Source organism: Hahella sp. HNIBRBA332 (assembly GCF_030719035.1).
Lineage (GTDB): Bacteria > Pseudomonadota > Gammaproteobacteria > Pseudomonadales > Oleiphilaceae > Hahella.
In genome coordinates this window covers 3,047,880-3,065,297 of the sequence record NZ_CP132203.1, presented here as the reverse complement: position 1 = coordinate 3,065,297, position 17,418 = coordinate 3,047,880, and the positions used below count along the sequence as shown (strand labels likewise).

The 17,418-nt window shown below is 54.2% G+C and carries 14 protein-coding genes; 12 read left to right on the top strand and 2 right to left on the bottom strand.

What is annotated here, in order from left to right; translation table 11 throughout:
• Window positions 1-130: 130 nt before the first annotated feature.
• From O5O45_RS13550 to O5O45_RS13510, 9 genes are read left to right on the top strand one after another with little or no spacing between them, the layout of a single operon-like run.
• Window positions 131-664: a hypothetical protein gene (locus O5O45_RS13550; protein WP_305905747.1), complete on the top strand. Its 534-nt coding sequence runs from the start codon at window positions 131-133 to the stop codon at window positions 662-664.
• A 25-nt stretch (window positions 665-689) separates the two neighbouring features.
• Window positions 690-2,444: a tetratricopeptide repeat protein gene (locus O5O45_RS13545; protein ID WP_305905746.1), complete on the top strand. Its 1,755-nt coding sequence runs from the start codon at window positions 690-692 to the stop codon at window positions 2,442-2,444.
• Entirely contained in the window at window positions 2,441-5,242 is a 2,802-nt protein-coding gene (locus O5O45_RS13540; protein ID WP_305905745.1) for a tetratricopeptide repeat protein, read from the top strand. The genes O5O45_RS13545 and O5O45_RS13540 overlap by 4 nt, the downstream gene beginning before the upstream one ends.
• A complete protein-coding gene (locus O5O45_RS13535) occupies window positions 5,220-5,813 on the top strand; it encodes a tetratricopeptide repeat protein (protein ID WP_305905744.1) in 594 nt (197 codons plus the stop codon). The genes O5O45_RS13540 and O5O45_RS13535 overlap by 23 nt, the downstream gene beginning before the upstream one ends.
• 11 nt (window positions 5,814-5,824) lie before the next feature.
• Window positions 5,825-6,106, top strand: a complete 282-nt coding sequence (locus tag O5O45_RS13530; protein ID WP_305905743.1) for a hypothetical protein — start codon at window positions 5,825-5,827, stop codon at window positions 6,104-6,106.
• Between the two features lie 29 nt (window positions 6,107-6,135).
• Window positions 6,136-6,801 (top strand): MotA/TolQ/ExbB proton channel family protein, encoded by a 666-nt coding sequence (locus O5O45_RS13525; RefSeq protein WP_305905742.1) that lies wholly within the window; start codon window positions 6,136-6,138, stop codon window positions 6,799-6,801.
• Window positions 6,802-6,810: 9 nt separating this feature from the next.
• Window positions 6,811-7,323, top strand: a complete 513-nt coding sequence (locus O5O45_RS13520) for an ExbD/TolR family protein (protein ID WP_305905741.1) — start codon at window positions 6,811-6,813, stop codon at window positions 7,321-7,323.
• Window positions 7,320-7,817 (top strand): ExbD/TolR family protein, encoded by a 498-nt coding sequence (locus O5O45_RS13515; RefSeq protein ID WP_305905740.1) that lies wholly within the window; start codon window positions 7,320-7,322, stop codon window positions 7,815-7,817. The genes O5O45_RS13520 and O5O45_RS13515 overlap by 4 nt, the downstream gene beginning before the upstream one ends.
• Window position 7,818: 1 nt before the next feature.
• A complete protein-coding gene (locus O5O45_RS13510; protein ID WP_305905739.1) occupies window positions 7,819-8,817 on the top strand; it encodes an AgmX/PglI C-terminal domain-containing protein in 999 nt (332 codons plus the stop codon).
• A 95-nt stretch (window positions 8,818-8,912) separates the two neighbouring features.
• Here the strand turns inward: O5O45_RS13510 and O5O45_RS13505 are convergent, their stop codons facing one another.
• Window positions 8,913-9,392, bottom strand: a complete 480-nt coding sequence (locus O5O45_RS13505) for a MaoC/PaaZ C-terminal domain-containing protein (protein WP_305905738.1) — start codon at window positions 9,390-9,392, stop codon at window positions 8,913-8,915.
• Window positions 9,393-9,503: 111 nt separating this feature from the next.
• Complete coding sequence (locus tag O5O45_RS13500) at window positions 9,504-10,430, bottom strand: alpha/beta hydrolase (protein ID WP_305905737.1); 927 nt, start codon at window positions 10,428-10,430, stop codon at window positions 9,504-9,506.
• 614 nt (window positions 10,431-11,044) lie between these two features.
• On the opposite strand from O5O45_RS13500, the gene O5O45_RS13495 reads away from it, so the two are divergent.
• The 3 genes from O5O45_RS13495 (at window position 11,045) to hrpA (ending at window position 17,357) form a co-directional block, all read left to right on the top strand.
• The gene (locus tag O5O45_RS13495; RefSeq protein WP_305905736.1) at window positions 11,045-12,733 is read left to right on the top strand and encodes a long-chain fatty acid--CoA ligase; all 1,689 of its coding nucleotides are present in this window, start codon (window positions 11,045-11,047) and stop codon (window positions 12,731-12,733) included.
• 101 nt (window positions 12,734-12,834) lie between these two features.
• The gene (locus O5O45_RS13490; protein WP_305905735.1) at window positions 12,835-13,224 is read left to right on the top strand and encodes a VanZ family protein; all 390 of its coding nucleotides are present in this window, start codon (window positions 12,835-12,837) and stop codon (window positions 13,222-13,224) included.
• A 260-nt stretch (window positions 13,225-13,484) separates the two neighbouring features.
• A complete protein-coding gene (gene hrpA, locus O5O45_RS13485) occupies window positions 13,485-17,357 on the top strand; it encodes an ATP-dependent RNA helicase HrpA (protein ID WP_305905734.1) in 3,873 nt (1,290 codons plus the stop codon).
• Window positions 17,358-17,418: the final 61 nt, after the last annotated feature.

Here is a 17,418-nt window from a genome sequence, read left to right as displayed (position 1 = left end):
GTCTCGTTTTGTAAACATTTGTGTAGTTTGGTGAATCGAGTTCACACTATCGCTGGCGACCCGGTGCTACCATGGCTTTCGTCTCTTTCTGCGTTCACCCGAGAGTTCGGCTCTCACAAGGGTATTGAGGATGAAGGCTTTGCGAACAATTCCAAGAATAATCATCACAGCGTTGTACATACTGACTTTCGTCATCACCTCCCAGGCTTATGGCGCCGCCGGCGATTCGACCGAGCGGGATATGGAGGCTCTGAAGCAACGCGTCATCGAGCTCAATCGCGAGCTATACAAACTGCAGGAAGAAGTCCTGTATCCCATCGACACGCAAGTAGTGTTTTTCCTGGCCGTGGATGAAAATGTCGGTTTTGAATTGGACTCCGTCGAGCTGACTCTGGATGGCGACAAGGCAACCACTTACCTTTACTCCGCTCGTGAATTGCAGGCATTGCAACGAGGCGGCGTGCAACGCCTGTTTATGGGGAATTTGCCTGCGGGCGCCCACAAGGCGGTGGCGGTTTTCAATGGGCGCAGCGCCGGAGACAAATACCTGCGAAAAGCGGCGACACTGTCTTTCAATAAAGAAAATGGCTCTAAATACCTGGAATTGCGGGTGCAGGGCGATGGCGTCAGAGCGCCCCGTTTTCTGATCAGAGAGCTGCGCTAAGCGCCGCTGATTACGGTCGAACGCCATGAAAGGGGATGTAACGCCAACCATGCATCGAATGCCCGTCCTGCTGTTGATTCTGCATTGCCTGTGCATGCTCGCCGGCGCTGTGCGGGCGCAAGAAACCGCCGATGAATTGCTGCACCGGGAAGCGCTGTTCCACTACTACACAAATGACTTTCTGCACTCCCTGGTGCTGTTGGAGAACGAGCACCTTGGCTCCAACCATGTAGGTAATCAATATCATAACCTGAACCATATACTCGCCATCGAATCCGGTCTGGAGTTTGGGCTGCGTCGTAATGCGGAGTCGCTGCTGGAGCATTTACAGTTCACCGCCAGGGAGTCGGAGGTTAAACAGCAGGCGCAGATGATCAAAGGCCGTCTCGCCTATCGCGACGGTGATTGGGAAAAGGCGGTGGATCTGTTCATCGGAGCGATGAAGGGGATGCCTCGGGAGAGGAAAGATGAAGCCCTTTACTACATGGCCAACAGCTATCTGCAACTGCGGCGGCCCCAGGATGCGGCCAAGGTCCTGGGAGATGCCTCTCAAGGCAGTCTGTGGGCCGCCCATGGCTATTACAACCTGGGGGTGAATTACGCCGCGGATGATCCGGATTCCTCGCGCGCCCTGGTCGCATTACGGGTCGCTGCGGCCATGGCTGATGACAGTTATGAGGGGCGCGAGCTGAGTGATCGCGTCCTGTTGGCGGCGGGACATATCGCGCTGCTGGACAAGGATTACAACAAAGCCCTGTCGTTCCTGAAAAACGTCCATGCCTCTGGCCCGGGAGCGCCGGCGGCGATCTATGACTACGGCATGGCGTTCGCGGGATTGGGACGCTATCGCACCGCCATTCAGTCCTGGCATCGGGCCAAAAAGTTCGCCCTCACGTCTTCCGGCGTTGCGGAAACCTTTCAGGCTATCGCCTATGGCTATGAGCAGGAGAAATTACGCGCCACGGCGATCGACGCCTATCTGGAAGCCATCGCCGTGTATGAGAAGGAAAAGCGTCAGGTTGACGAAGTGGTGGCTGAAATCAACGACAAAGGCGTATTGGATCTGTTGCTGCAGGCGCCATTGCAAAATGGCGAGGTGGAATGGTATTTGGCCACGGATTTGCTCACTAATACGCCTAAGATCGCCTTTGTTCATTATTTGATGGATAAGCCGGACTTCTTTCCGTTCGCCAAGGAGTTGCTGCAAATGCATGGTTTACTGCAGTCGCTGCAGGATGGCGCGCAGCGGATGGAAATCTTCTCCGCCGCCTTGGAGCGCCGCGCGCGCGAGGCGAAACGGGACGCCGCCGGGGCGCTTGAGAAAATGCGTCCGCAACAACTCAATCAACTGGTGTCCGAGCGCAATACGCTGGCCAAGTCCGCCGCTCACGCTTCCGACGAACAACGGGCGCTGCAATTGCTGGCGTTGCGGGACCTGGATGAGGCGTTGACCCAGCTCAAGGATAATTTTGTCAGTGTACAGAGCGGCTTGCGCCAGGGCGGCGATCTCTACAAGGCGCAACTACGCAAAGTTGAGACTCTGCAAAAAGAGTTCTCCGCCATGCAGCGAGAACTGGCGGGGAAAATCAACGATTATGACAAGAAGCTGTCGCAACTGGCAGTCAAGTTGTTGCGGCGACACTGGCGTGAAATAGACGGCTATCACGTACGTAGCCAATTGGCCTTGGTGAATTTGTATGACGACCTGGCTGTGGCCGAGCTGCGCAAAAAACAGCCTGCTTCGCCAGATGCGGCGACAGCCGGAGAGGGGGCGTTATGAGAATGGCCGCCTTGCTCCTTAGTGTGAGCGTTCTCGGGTTGATCCCTCTGCAAGCGTTGGCGGGCACGCTGGCGCCGATCGTCATCGTGGAAAAAGACGAAGCCGATAAGACCATCGGCGAACTGAAACCCGCCTATATCGACTTCAGCTATCGAGTGGCGCCGCGAACCCCTTTGAATGAAGTGGCGTTGCGATACAGTCGCCTGATCCGCGAGGCCTCTGACCCGGAAGTGCGCATCAAAGCGCTGCATCGACTGATCAATCTGGAAGAACTGTTTTACGACGCCAAACCCCAGGGGCTGATCGACGACGAAATATGGAGCATCGCGATAGAGAGCTACGAAGCTCTGTTGCAGCGTCAGCCGGGGGACAAAGACAACGATCGTATTCTTTATCAGTTGGCTCGCGCCTGCGGCATGCTGGGGCGCACCGATAAAGCATTGACCAGTCTGGAGCGGTTGGTGGGTCAGTATCCGCGCTCAAGCTATGCGACAGAAGCATGGTTTCGTGTCGGCGAGTTACGCTACAGCGCTGGTGAATATGTCAAAGCGCAATCGGCATACAGCCGGGTGCTGGCGGACCGAGGCGATGGCGATCTGGCGTCCAAAGCCCGTTATATGTTGGGGTGGACCCAGTTTAAGCAGGAAAATTTCAGCGCTTCATTGCAGACTTTTTTACAGGTGTTGTCCCACTTGGAGTTCAACTCCGCTCCAACGGGACAGGTGGAGCCCGGCGTACGAGAGGCGGGGGAAGACGCCCTGCGCATCATCAGTATCATGGCCAGTTACGGTAAAGGGCCGGAAACTCTGAAGGCGGCTATCGCATTGGGCGACTATCGACCCTTGGCTCCTAAACTGTATGCGGCCTTGTACGACTATTACTTGCAGCGCGAACGCTATCAGGACGCCGCCGCCAGCGCGCAGGCATATATCGTCGCCTATCCGGCGGCCACGGATCGCAGCGACTTCCATGATCGCATAATCGCCGCCTACGATCAGGGCGGGCTACCTTCTTTGGCGTGGGAGGAGAAAGCCCGTTTCACCCGAGAACTGGGGCTGGCGTCGAACTATTGGAAATCCCAGCAAGAGACCGCCAAAACCCGCCTGCGCCCCTCTCTCTATCAATATTTGGATGATTTAGGACGAAGAGAATACGCTCTTGGCTTGAAAGCGGCCGGGGTGGAGCGGCGTACGCATTTGCAGAATGCGGTGGCGTATTTTGACGGCATGGAGGAGATCTTTCCCTCCGAAGGAAAAACGGCTGAAGCGCTTTATTTGCAGGGGGAAGCGTACTTTTTGCTGGAGGAATGGGAGCTTGCGGTGCGAGCTTATGACAAGGCGGGCTATTTCTATCCTGACTTTCCTCAGCGTCATGAGGCCGCCTATGCTGGCGTCAACGCTCTGAGCAAAGCAGTGGACGCCAATCAGGATGACTCTACGTTGCGAAGCCGCCGCGTGGATGCGCTGCTGCGGTTTGCGAAAACCTTCCCCCGGGACTCGCGAGCGACGGAGAGCCTGTTATTTGCGGCGAATGAACTCTACGCCATGGAGCAGTATGGCGCAGCGCTGGATGCCGCCACCCAGACTGCTTCCTTTACGGAAGATAAAGCGACCCGTAACGCAGCATGGACTATTGCCGGTCATTCCGCTTTTGCGTTGAGTCAATATCAGGACTCTGAGCACGCCTATCGTCAGGCGCTGTCGTTACGCTCCCGCAAAGCGCAGGATTATGACGTGCTGATGGAGAATTTCGCCGCCAGTATTTACAGCCAGGGCGAACAGGCGGAGGCGCGTGGAGAGGTGGCGGCGGCCTTTACTGAATATAAGCGAGTCATTGACGAAGCGCCGGAATCCCAGGTGCGCATCAGCGCTCAATATGACGCAGGCATGCGCGCAATCGATCTTGGGCGCTGGAAAGAAGCGATTGATCTGCTGAATGACTTCCGTAAGCGTTATCCCGATCACAAGCTGACAGCGGGCATTGGCGAGAAACTGGTCTACGCCTATCAACAACATCAGCGCCCAGAATCCGCTGCCGATGAGTTGCTGCGCATCGCTGCGGGTGAAAAAGACGCTGAACGTAAGCGCAAGGCGCTGTTGCAGGCGGCGGAATTGATGGCAAACGCCGGCCGGGAACAGCAAGCGGCCAATGTGTACCTGCAATATGCAAACGAATATCCGGCGCCGTTCGAGACCGCCATCCAGGTCAGGGGCGCGCTAATTGATTACTACGCCAAGAGCGCTCAGCCGCAACAAGCGGACCAATGGCGGGAGAAGTTGATTCATTTTGAAGAGAACGGCGGCGCAGATCGGACTCCTGCGAGTCGCTCTCTGGCGGCGGAGGCCAGCTGGACGCTGGCGCAGAAGGAAAAGGCGGCGTTTGACGACGTACGCCTGACCTTGCCGCTAAACAAGTCGTTGGCGGCCAAGCAAGCTGCGCTGAAGAAAGTCATGCAGCGGCTCAATCGCATCAATGGTTATGGCGTGAGCGAATACGCTACTGCGGCGACCTACATGATGGGGGAGGTCTATCGGCAATTGGCTAAAGACATCATTGAGTCCAATCGCCCTGGTAACCTGAGTGATCTGGAGCGGGAGCAATACGGTCTGCTGTTGGAGGAACAGGCGTTTCCCTTCGAAGAAAAAGCCATTGAGTTTCTTGAGCTCAATGCAAGCCGTACTCGCCAAGGGGTTTACGACGAGTGGGTCAAAAAAAGTTATCTGGCGTTGCGTGAAATTATGCCCGCCAGATATGACAAGCAGGAGGTAAAGGTGGATGTCGCGCAAACGTTGCAATGAACTTGGCGTCATAGGTCTGGCGTTAACGGCGGCCCTGTTGCTGGTTGGCTGCGCCGGTTCGCCGGCGCGCAAGAATGCTGCCGCTGATACCGCTCTGGCCGGAGAGCAAACTCAGATGAAGTACGATCAGGCGCTGACAGCTTTAAACAATAATCAGGTCGCCCTGGCGGAGAATTTATTCAAGCAAGTGATCGCTGATAAACCCAGCCTTAGCGCGCCTTATTTCAATCTGGGAGTCATCGCGGAAAAGCAGGGCGATCTGCCTTCCGCCAGGACATGGTACGCTCAGGCGCTGGATGTAAACCCCAAAGACGCCAGAGCTTTGAATCAGTTGGCAGTTTTAGCGCGGGAGGAGGGTGATTTTGAGAATGCCTTGGCGTTTTATGAAAGAGCGCTGAAGGCGGAGCCGAATGAGCCGGTTTATCATCGTAATATAGCTATACTTTACGACATGTATCTGGGTGATTACGTGCGGGCGCTGGAGCATTACCAGCGCTGCCAGGAACTTCGATCCGCTCCCGACGAGCAAGTGGCGATGTGGATCGCCGACCTTGAGCGGCGTATCCAATAGGCGGAGAAGGTATGAGATTTCAAATACTTGCCTTATGCCTCTGCGGTCTCTACAGTAACGCAGGTTTTGCGGCTGAGTTGATCGAGCTCGAAGGAACGGCGTTGAGGGGGGAGCAGGAGCAACCCAAAGTCTTGTACCTGGTTCCCTGGCGAACGCCGGATAGTCCGGCGATTGACGTTCCGGAGCCGGAAAAAGAATTGGACGGCGCGCTCAGACCGCTAGATAGACAGGCGTTTCGGCAAAGTCTGTACTATCGTAAAAACCTTAAGATAGGCGATTTAGACCAGCAATAACCTAGAAGTGATTAAGGAGTCAGCGCGATATGTTCGAGACTATCGTTCGCTTTTTTAAAGATGGCGGTATTTTTATGGTTCCAATCGGCATAGTGCTCGTTGTTGGGGTTGCTATCGCCATTGAGAGATATGTTTATCTCAGCATCGCCAAGTTGAGCAATCGCGCAGACTTTAATAAGTTGATCATGCTGATCGGGCGCAAAGATTATCTCAATGCGCTAAAACAGGCCAAACAATCCAAAACCGCGATGGCTTCTATTGTAGAAGCAGGCTTGTCTCGATTGCTGAGCCGTCAACCTCGCGATCAGATTGAATACGCCATGGAAGAAGGGCTGATGGAAGTCCTTCCTCGTGTTGAAAAGCGTACGCAATATCTGGCCACCCTTGCCAATATAGCCACTCTGTTGGGATTGTTGGGCACCATTATCGGCCTGATCGATGCCTTTACTGCGGTTGCCAATGCTGACCCGGCTGAGAAGGCTAATCTGCTGTCACAGAGTATTTCTCTGGCCATGAACACTACTGCTTTTGGCCTAATGACTGCTATTCCTTTACTGCTTGTGCATGCCATATTGCAAACTAAAACCAACGAAATTGTGGACAGTTTTGAGACGGCCGGCATCAAGATCATGAACCTGATTTCGGAAAAACCAGCCCAAGCCCCTGTAGCGAAAGCCACTCCAGAAAGAACATAGGACAGACCGATGCGTCGTAAACACCGTCGTCCGGAGGCTGTTGCTGACCTGGACATCACGGCGTTCATGAACCTCATGATCGTCCTGGTGCCGGTGCTGCTGATCAATCTGGTGTTCTCTCAAATCAGCGTTCTGAACCTGAACTTCCCTGAGTCCGCCGCCAACTCCGCCCAGGACAATAAAGACCAGATACAATTACAGGTCATGATCCTGGAGGAGCAGTTGGTTATTGCGGACAACAAGGGCGGGGTCATCATGCAGATCCCGAAGCTGGCGGAAGGCGAGCATGACTATAAGACGCTCGCATTGGCTATGCAGGATATCAAGGCCCGGGTCCCGGATAAAAAAGACATTACCCTCCTGCCTCAGGAAAGCACGTCCTATCAGACACTGGTGAGTGTGATGGATAAGGTGCGCTCCTACAAAGCCGTCGTGGCGGGCAGCGTCGTTAACGCGGAGTTGTTTCCGGATATCTCCATTGCCGATGCCCCCGAGATCATTCCAGCAGGAGGCGCGCAATGAAGCAGTCAGGCCGCGCCAAGCGCTATCAACGCCATTACCGTAGGATGCACAAAACAGCGTCGCTGAACTTGGTGTCACTGATGGACATTTTCACTATCCTGGTGTTCTTCCTGATGGTGAACTCATCTGACGTTCAAGTTCTGAAACAAAGTGGTTCTGTTCAGTTGCCTGTATCTATAGCAGATCAGCCCCCGACGGAGCAGTTAACTGTCACTGTGACCGATGATGATATTTTGGTTGGCGGGCGTGTAGTCAGCAAAGTCGCTGTTGCCGCCAATCAGGAACCACTGTTGATCAATGGCCTCAAGTTGGAGTTGGACTATCAGGTGTCTCGAGTCACCACGCCAGTTCCGCCTGAAGGTAGACCGATTACCATCATGGCGGACAAAGAGTTGCCCTATAAGCTGTTGAAGAAAATTATGTCCACCTGTGTTGAGGCAGGCTACAGCAGCATCTCTTTGGCGGTAAGACGTGCGGCGGATAAGGAGGCCTAGTATGGTGAAAACTAGCGTAGGCTTTCCTTTGCCGTGGGATGTTGACGTTAAGGAGCGTGATCGTTTTCACCTGATTTTGGCGTTCTCCATATTACTGTTATTGGTAGTTGCGGTGGTCATTTCTCTGGTGCAATTACCTGAGAAAACTCGCCAGGAACTGGAAGAACTGCCTCCCCAACTGGCGCGGGTAGTGATTGAAAAACGGGAAATGCCAAAGCCGGAGATCAAAAAGCCGGAACCGAAGCCGGAGAAAAAGGAAGAGAAGAAAGAAGAGCCCAAGCCGAAACCCGACCCAAAGCCAGAACCGAAACCGCAGCCCAAACCTGAACCAAAACCAGAGAGAAAGGTAACGCCGAAGGCGGAGCAACCCAAGCAGCAGACGGTGGATCAGGCGCGTGAAAAAGCGCAAAGCTCTGGTTTGCTGGCGCTTAGCGATCAGCTCTCTGACATGCGGGCCCTGGCGGACACTGCGGATGCGTCAGACCAACCGCTGTACACGGCGACGCCTATCAGCAAAAAGGCGTCGGATAAGCTGGTGAACAATGTTTCCACCTCCGGTAGTGGAGGCGTGGACGCCAACAAACTGGATAAGTCGACCCAGCAGGTTGCGCTGGCCTCGCGCAAGGTGACGGAAGTGCAGGAAAAGGCCCAGTCAGGCGGCGGCTCTTCCAGCAAGAAAACATCCGGCTCCGGTTCCAGCAATCAACGTAGTGCAACGCGCACGTTGGAAGAAATCAGGAAGGTGTTCGACAGCGCCAAGGGTGCATTGGCTTCCATTCATCAGCGGGCCCGTCGTCAGGACCCTACTTTGAAAGGAACTCTGGTGCCTGAGTTGATGGTGGAAGCGAATGGAAGTGTATCGCAATGCAAGATCGTGGAAAGTAATCTGAATAATCCTGACTTCGAGAAGAAGATATGCGCTCGTTTAAGGCTGCTGAACTTTGGCGCTAAATCCAACGCCAGCAAACAGGCGATCAGATATCCTATCGATTTGCTGTAAGCCTGAACAAACAAAAAGCGCCCAGAGAGGGCGCTTTTTTTATGGGGAAATATCAGCGGCGGATGCGATGAAGCCAGTCGCCTTTCGCTGGCGAATCAGGACTCGTCGCTGATGGAAATTGCGGGCAGCACTGGTCTTTCCAGAGAAATCTTCTCATCTGGAGCGATGACTTTCGCTTGACCTTCCACCACCAGCACGCCGTTTTGATTATGAATGGCGCAGTCCAGAACCACGCGCTTTTTAGTTAGCTTTTCCGCTACCGTGAGGGTAACCGTCAGGACGTCGTTTAATTTTACTGGACGCTTGAAACTCAGGTGCTGCTCCAGGTAAATGGTGCCGGGGCCAGGAATAACGGTGGCCAGGGCCGCCGAAATCAATGCGCCGGACCACATGCCGTGGCCGATTCTCTCCTTGAATACGGTGGACTGCGCGTACTCGGCGTCCAGGTGCACCGGATTGATATCACCGGATACGGCGGCGAACAGAACGATTTCCTGCTCTGTCAGTGTACGGGTATAAGTGGCGGAGTCGCCCACATGAAGTTCGTCGTAGGTAATGTTTTCTAGCGCGTCCATAGTGAACTGATAACTTGATTGGGTTGCTGACAACGCACGCCGGAGAGTGGCGACGCAGGGATTAACTTTCCTTTATATATTAGTGTAATCCAAATTCCTCTAACGCGTCTGTTACGGAGTGTGCGCGGTCACCCATGAGGACAGATCCTCCAGCACTTGCTGGCGATTGATCTCATTGAGCATTTCATGGCGTCCATCGGGGTAAAGCGTGCAGCTGAGGTCGCGTACGCCTGCCTCGCGTAAGTGGCGCTCCAGCTTTCTTACCCCTTTGCCGAACTCTCCGACAGGATCTTTATCGCCAGCAATCAGATAAATGGGCAGATTAGGGTTGATGCGGGAGAAGCTGGCCGGAGTGAAAATCTGACGCAAGCCGTCCAGTAATGCGATCCAGGTGGCGGTGGTGCAGATGAAGCCGCACCATGGGTCATTGATGTAACTGTCTACCTCGGCGGCATCGCGGGAGAGCCAGTCGAACTCCGTGCGATTGGGAGCGAAACGATGATTGAATGAGCCGAATGAAAGATGGTCCAGCAGACGGCTGGCGCTGCGCGCGCCCAAGCGTAGCTTTTCCGCCCTGGCGATGGCCGCCGCCGCAAGGTATTTCAATGGCGCGCCATAATTGCTGCCGGAAAGAATAACGCCGTGGAAGGGCGGGCGGTGTGCGATCAGGCACTGCAGGCTGATGAAAGATCCCATGCTGTGGGCGAAGAGAAAGTGGGGGACGTCTGGATGCCATTTTTTTATTTGATTCGCCATAAACAGCAGGTCTGCAGCGACTTTGTCCCAACCGTCGCGGTCCGCGTAATGGCCGGTCTGGCCGTTGGCGATAGAACGGCCATGGCCGCGGTGATCGTGAGCGACGACTGCATAGCCCTGGGCGCAGAAGTGCTCAGCCAGAATCCGGTAGCGACCGGCGTGTTCCGCCATGCCGTGGGAAATCTGAATAACGCCGCGTATGACGGGGGAGTCTGGTATCCATCTGTAGTACCCGATCTTATGGCCGTCCAGGCTGGTAAGGAAATCTTCCAGGTTGCGCATGATGTTTGTTATTTATTGGATTTTATTAGTGTTTTATACGCTGATTCGCAACAATTTAGCTATCGCCCGCATCAGCGTCAATGGTTATTGTCGCGGTATTCCCGCTCTGTATTGTCTCAGGGAATCTGAAGAAACTCCGATAATTAAGTAATACTTTTGTCTACATAAGCCAAAATAAAGCTGCTATTCTATCGCGCACTATAAAAACGAGCCCACTATACCGTTCCGGCCTGATGGGGTAATCACCCGACCGGGTGACTCTCCTGAAAATAGCGCCGCCCGATGACAGAAGTAAGAATGGGGTAGTGGTCGTCAGGGATTCGATGATTGGCTTATATATGATCGCGAGTAAGAGTTTCTAATATGGGGTGCGTCGGAGCCGCCAGGTGCGGAAGTCGATGTTGCGCTATGCAGTGGAATTCACTCATTTTAAGGGTTACGGCGCAGGTTCGAGCGCCGGGCGCGTAGGCGTCGAGTTAGCTGCGGCATTGCTCCGTCATCCTTGAAGCCGTCGCCTGAAGCGACGCGGTCATCTCTCAGCCAGTCCCGTTTTCTCAACAACTACAAATAAAAATCAGATTGCCTATTAACAGCGTTGGCCAGGAGATAGCGGTATGGATAATTTTTTCAAGGATAAATATCCCCCCGGAGTTCCATCCGAAGTTGAATTGGGGAAATACAAATCGGTTGTCGACATGTTTGAACAGGCGTGCAAACGATACGCGGATAAACCTGCGTTCACTGCCGTCGGCGCAACCATGACTTATGGCGAAATGGAGAAGTACACACGCGCATTCGCCGCCTACCTGCAGAATGAAACCAACCTGAAGCCCGGCGACCGCATCGCCATCCAAATGCCCAACCTGCTGCAATATCCGATCGCCGTTTTCGGCGCAATGCGGGCGGGGCTGATCGTGGTTAACACCAACCCGCTCTATACCCCGCGGGAAATGGAGCATCAGTTCAACGACTCCGGCGCCAAGGCGCTGGTGGTTCTGGCCAATATGGCTTCGCAGGCGCAGGAAGTGCTTCCGCATACCGGCGTGGAGCATGTCATTGTGGCTCAGATCCCAGACATGCACCCGCCAATCAAGCGCATGGTGATGAACGCGGCGATCAAGTACATCAAGAAGATGGTGCCGCCTTATAATATTCCCAACGCCGTACCGTTTACTAAAGTGATGTCTATGGGCGCGCGGTACACCTTCAAGCCTGTCGACGTTAACCCCGAAGATATCGCGGTGTTGCAGTACACCGGCGGCACGACTGGCGTCGCCAAAGGCGCCATGCTGACTCACCGCAACCTGGTTTCCAATGTGGCGCAATTGAAGCCGCTGCTGACGGTGCGCCTCGGTGAAGCTGTTGAAACAGTGATTGCGCCGCTGCCGCTGTATCATATTTATTCATTCACCATGAATTGCGGCGTCATGCTGGATACCGGCAACCATAGTATCTTGATCCCCAATCCGCGAGACTTTGACGGCTTTCTCAAGGAGCTGGGCAAATGGAAGTTTACGGCGTTCCTGGGGATCAACACGCTATTTGTGGCGCTTTGCAACAACGAAAAATTCCAGGATCTGGATTTTACGTCTCTGAAGGTGACCGCTGCCGGGGGCATGGCGTTGACCAGCGATACGGCGAAAATGTGGAAGAAAGTCACTGGTTGTGATGTGACGGAAGGCTACGGCATGACAGAAACGTCGCCAGTGGTTTCCATCAACCCCATGAACGCTATTCAAATTGGCACAATCGGTCTGCCGATTCCCAATACCATGGTGAAAATCATTGACGACGAAGGTAAGGATCTTACCGTCGGGGAGGTGGGCGAGCTGTGCGTAAAAGGGCCCCAGGTCATGAAAGGGTACTGGCAGCGTCCAGATGAGACCGCCAAGACCATGACTGAAGATGGCTGGCTGAAAACCGGCGATATCGCCATGGTGCAGAATGACGGCTACCTGCGCATCGTGGATCGTAAGAAAGATATGATCCTGGTGTCTGGTTTCAACGTCTATCCCAACGAAATTGAAGATGTGGTCACCAGTCATCCAGATGTGGTGGAGTGCGCGGCGATTGGCGTGCCTGACCTGAAAAGTGGCGAAGTGGTGAAAGTGTTCGTTGTGAAGAGCAATCCCAACCTGACTGAAAGCGCGCTGAAAGAGTTCTGTCGCGAACGTCTGACCGCTTATAAAGTGCCCAAAACCATTGAGTTTCGCGATGAGTTGCCGAAAACCAATGTCGGCAAGATTCTGCGTCGGGAACTGCGTGACGAGGAAATCAAAAAGCAGAAAGACAAAGCGGCGTAACACTGCGCAGCAAGTCTAAGGCTACTGAAAAGCGGGCGAAAGCCCGCTTTTTGTGTTATTAAAGGCGGGTTCTTTCAGTAGTAGCGCGTTGTAAATTGATTATGCAGAAAGCGGTCAGCCTGTTCGCCCTTGGTTTTCTGGCGTTTATTCTATGGATTATCCATCTGGCGGATACCGGGGGAGCGAGCATTTTCTTCGACTTCGTCCAATCCATTCCCTATGGCGATAAACTGGGGCACTTTTGCTTGTTTGGCGTCCTGACTCTGGCCGCTAACTTCGCCTTCAAAACTAAACACCTGAAACTGGGCCCGATTCCTCTCTATATCGGCTCACTCGGTGTGCTCATCTTCGCGTTGGGCGAAGAACTGACACAGGCGTTCTTTCCATCCCGCACGCTGGACATCGCTGATGTTATGGCGGATGTGGCGGGCATTGCGTTTTTTTCCTGGGTGACGCTATTGCTGTCCGCCAACAAGGCGGCTGAATCTTAATATTGTCTTGGACTTTGCGCCGGACTTATTAAATTCTCCATGGAGAGTTAAGAGAACAACTAGTGTCATTAATAAGATAATGGAACTTGATGTCGTAGATAGTCGCGACAGTGGTTATATTTCTGAGTGCAAATTACGAGTGTGACTGCCTGAATTTCAAGCTGTTGCGTGGTTACGCTATCCCATTTGCCGCTTAACTATTAACCCATTTCCCGCTAACATCCGCATCCTGAATTAGTATTGGTTAAAAAGTATATTACATGTCGAGTGAATCTCGTTTTGACCCGTCCCTGGTGTTGATCAAAGATCGTTTTAGATTGCAGAGGCAGTGGCGGGAAATCGCAAAGGGTTCTGTTGCGGAAAAGGACGTTGAAAAGTTCTGGCGCGCGACATTGCGTTCTATGGAAATTCGGGCGACGCGTCTGCAAGCGATGCCGCAGGTGCGGTATCCGGATAATCTGCCAGTCGTCGATAAGCTGGAAGAAATCAAAAAAGCCATTTCTGAAAATCAGGTGGTTATCATCGCCGGTGAGACCGGTTCGGGTAAAACCACTCAGTTGCCGAAAATCTGTCTGGATCTGGGACGCGGCGTCAATGGCCTGATTGGCCACACGCAGCCTCGTCGTCTGGCGGCGCGCTCCGTCGCCAACCGCATCGCTGAGGAGCTGGACTGCGAAGTTGGCAAGCAGGTGGGGTATCAGGTCCGTTTTACCGATCATACCGACGATAGCACGCTGGTGAAATTGATGACGGACGGAATACTGCTGGCGGAGACCCAGAATGACCGTTTCCTCAATCGTTACGATACGATCATTATCGATGAAGCCCATGAACGCTCGTTAAATATCGACTTCCTGATCGGGTATCTGAAAAACCTCCTGCCCAAACGGCCTGACCTTAAAGTTATCATCACCTCCGCCACGATTGACCTGGAACGCTTCTCTGAACACTTCAATGGAGCGCCCGTGGTGGAAGTGTCTGGCCGCACCTATCCGGTGGAGTTGCATTATCGCCCCTTGACCACCATGGACGACGAGGTGGATATTGGTCTGCAGGATGGCGTTGTGCACGTGATTCGGGAAATCGAACAGATGGAGCGCGAACAGCGCAAGCCGCCCGGAGACATCCTGATATTCATGGTCGGAGAGCGGGAGATTCGCGAAACCGCGCAGCGATTGCGTAAAGAAGAGTTTCGTAACACGGAAATCCTTCCCCTGTACGCCCGACTCAGTAACCAGGAGCAAAACCGTATCTTTCAGTCCCATGGCGGTCGTCGCATAGTGGTCTCCACCAACGTGGCGGAAACCTCCCTGACGGTGCCGGGCATTCGTTATGTGATTGACCCGGGGCAGGTGCGCATCAGTCGCTATTCCTACCGCTCCAAAGTGCAACGATTGCCGATAGAGGCGATTTCGCAGGCCAGCGCCGAACAGCGTAAAGGGCGCTGCGGTCGTGTGGCGGAGGGCGTGTGTTTCCGTCTGTACTCTGAAGAGGACTTTGTCGGTCGCGATCCTTTCACTGATCCGGAAATTCTGCGCACCAATCTGGCGTCGGTGATTCTGCAGATGCTCTCATTGCGTCTGGGCGATATCCAGAAGTTCCCTTTCATGCAGAAGCCGGACAAACGATATATCAATGACGGTTACAAGTTGCTGGAAGAGCTGGGCGCGGTAAGCGCCCAGCGGCAGATGACGGCGATAGGGCGGACCCTGGCGCGTTTCCCCATTGATCCCCGTCTGGCGCGGATGCTGGTGGCCGCTGCGGAAGGGCACTGCCTGAAAGAGATGCTGATTATTGTTTCCGCTCTGGCGGTGCAGGATCCAAGGGAACGTCCCATGGAGTTTCAACAGGCGGCGGATGAAAAGCACGCGCAATGGGCGGATGAGCAGTCAGACTTCGTCAGCCTGCTTAACCTGTGGAATGGTTATGAAGCACAGCGCCAGGAGTTGAGTGCGAATCAACTGCGCAACTACTGTAAGAAGAACTTCCTGTCGTTCCTGAGAATGCGCGAGTGGCGCGACACGCATCGCCAGCTTCTGTTGCTCTGCCATGAACAGGGCTATAAGGAAAACACGGAGCCTGCGGCCTATGACGAACTGCATCAGGCGTTGTTGGCGGGTCTGATCACCCAGATCGGTCAAAAAGACGAAAAAGGCGAATACGCCGGACCCCGTCAGCGCAAATTTGTGATCTTTCCGGGATCGAAAGTGCGGAAAAAGGCGCCGAACTGGATTATGTCGGCGGAAGTGGTGGAAACCAGCCGCCTGTTCGCCCGCACAGTCGCTCGTATGGAGCCCGGCTGGATTGAGAAAGTGGCGCCGCAACTGCTGAAGAGCAGTTATCTGGAGCCGCACTGGTCGAAGAAACGTGGCGAGGCGCTGGCGTTTCAGCAGGTCTCTTTGTATGGCCTGATTGTCGTGCCGCGTCGTCAAGTGAGCTACGGGCGCATTGATCCGCTGTTCAGTCGCGAGGCGTTGATCAGAGAAGGGCTCATTGAAGGCGAGATCAACAGCCGTCTGCCGTTTATTCTGCACAATGCGGAATGCCGGGAGGAAGTGGAGCAGATAGAAGCCAAAGCCCGCCGCCGCGACCTGTTGGTCGATGACGAAGTGTTGTTCCAGTTCTACGATGAGCAACTGCCTGCGGAAATCACCACTGTCAAGGCGTTGGAACATTGGTACAAGCGCCTGCCGGACGGAGACAAAAAGGCGTTGTTGTTGTCTCCTGAAGCATTGCTGCGAGTGCTGCCGGAAGTGAAGTTGGAAGAGCAGTTTCCGGATGCATTGCTTTGGAATGGACAGCAGTTCCAGCTGAGCTACAAGTTTGAGCCGGGCGCGAAAGACGATGGCGTGACGGTGCGCATGCCCGCTGCAGCGATGGCGCAAGCGCCGGTAGGGCTCTTGGATTGGCTGGCCCCGGGAATGCGCAAAGAGAAGTGCGAGGCGTTGATTCGTTCACTGCCGAAAGCGATCCGGAAAAACTTTGTGCCAGTGCCTGATTTCGCCAAGGCGGCCAGTGACGCTATGGTCCCGGATAACCATCCCATGTCACTGGCGTTGGGAGAGCAACTGCGCAAAATGACCGGTATGCAGGTCGCCCCTGAGCAATGGGATGAATCCCTGCTGCCGCCTCATTTGCGTATGAATATCCAGGTAGTGGACAGCCAGGGCGGGGTGATTGATCAGGGGCGAGATTACCATGAGCTGGTTAAAAGGCTTGAGGGGCGCCTGGAAAAGTTGGCGCAGGAATCTGGAACCTTGTTCAAGGAGCAGGCAGGCCTGACCGAGTGGAACTTCGGCGTCCTGCAAGAGAAAGTCGCCGTCAGTCAGGCGGGCGCCAGTCTGTTTCTGTACCCTTATTTGCAGGATCAGGGAGCGTCCGTGGCGTTAAAGTCAGCGTTCGACGCGGGGTTCGCGCAGGCGCAACACCGTCTCGGCATGGCGCGGCTGATCATGCTGAGGCTGGCGGATACGGTGAAGTATCTGAAGAAGAATTTGCCCAAGTTAAAAGAGATTGGGCTGTACTACGCGCCAACCGGGAAACTGGACGGTTTGGTGGACGAACTTGCTCTGACCGCTTGCATTGAAGTCTTCCTGAAAGATAAACCTGCGATCGCCAACGCGGATGAGTTCGCCCGGCGGGTGCAGCAGTATAAGGCGGATTTGATTCCCAAAGCGGAAGAGCTTGCGTTGTTGCTGCATGAAATTTTGCAGGCCTATCACCGCATTACCAAAGCCCTGGGTAAAAATACGGTTTTGGCGCTGGCGATGTTCCTGGGGGACGTAAAACGGCAGCTGCAGCACCTGGTCTACCCCGGGTTTCTCACGGAAGCGCCGCTTGAGTGGTTGCAGCAGTATCCGCGCTACCTTGCCGCAATTGAAGAACGCTTGGACAAGATGCCACGGCAGATCACCCAGGAACGCCAGTTCCAACTGATGTTCGAGACGCTTTGGTCGCAATACAACGCGAGAAAAGAGAAGCATCAACGGGAGGGCTATGTGGATGAAGAGCTCGCCAATTTCCGCTGGATGCTGGAAGAGTTTCGGGTTTCCTATTTTGCGCAGAAGCTTGGCACACTTATGAGCGTGTCGGAGAAGAAGCTACAGAAGCAATGGGAAAAAGTCCGAATTTAATTCCGCTTCTTAACATAACGCTCACTTTCTTGTGAGCGCCCTGGGGCAAATTGATCCAGCC

Coding starts and splice junctions, on each gene's coding strand:
- O5O45_RS13550 (WP_305905747.1), top strand. CDS start 131: ATGAAGGCTTTGCGAACAATTCCAAGAATAATCATCACAGCGTTGTAC.
- O5O45_RS13545 (WP_305905746.1), top strand. CDS start 690: ATGAAAGGGGATGTAACGCCAACCATGCATCGAATGCCCGTCCTGCTG.
- O5O45_RS13540 (WP_305905745.1), top strand. CDS start 2,441: ATGAGAATGGCCGCCTTGCTCCTTAGTGTGAGCGTTCTCGGGTTGATC.
- O5O45_RS13535 (WP_305905744.1), top strand. CDS start 5,220: ATGTCGCGCAAACGTTGCAATGAACTTGGCGTCATAGGTCTGGCGTTA.
- O5O45_RS13530 (WP_305905743.1), top strand. CDS start 5,825: ATGAGATTTCAAATACTTGCCTTATGCCTCTGCGGTCTCTACAGTAAC.
- O5O45_RS13525 (WP_305905742.1), top strand. CDS start 6,136: ATGTTCGAGACTATCGTTCGCTTTTTTAAAGATGGCGGTATTTTTATG.
- O5O45_RS13520 (WP_305905741.1), top strand. CDS start 6,811: ATGCGTCGTAAACACCGTCGTCCGGAGGCTGTTGCTGACCTGGACATC.
- O5O45_RS13515 (WP_305905740.1), top strand. CDS start 7,320: ATGAAGCAGTCAGGCCGCGCCAAGCGCTATCAACGCCATTACCGTAGG.
- O5O45_RS13510 (WP_305905739.1), top strand. CDS start 7,819: ATGGTGAAAACTAGCGTAGGCTTTCCTTTGCCGTGGGATGTTGACGTT.
- O5O45_RS13505 (WP_305905738.1), bottom strand. CDS start 9,392: ATGGACGCGCTAGAAAACATTACCTACGACGAACTTCATGTGGGCGAC.
- O5O45_RS13500 (WP_305905737.1), bottom strand. CDS start 10,430: ATGCGCAACCTGGAAGATTTCCTTACCAGCCTGGACGGCCATAAGATC.
- O5O45_RS13495 (WP_305905736.1), top strand. CDS start 11,045: ATGGATAATTTTTTCAAGGATAAATATCCCCCCGGAGTTCCATCCGAA.
- O5O45_RS13490 (WP_305905735.1), top strand. CDS start 12,835: ATGCAGAAAGCGGTCAGCCTGTTCGCCCTTGGTTTTCTGGCGTTTATT.
- hrpA (WP_305905734.1), top strand. CDS start 13,485: ATGTCGAGTGAATCTCGTTTTGACCCGTCCCTGGTGTTGATCAAAGAT.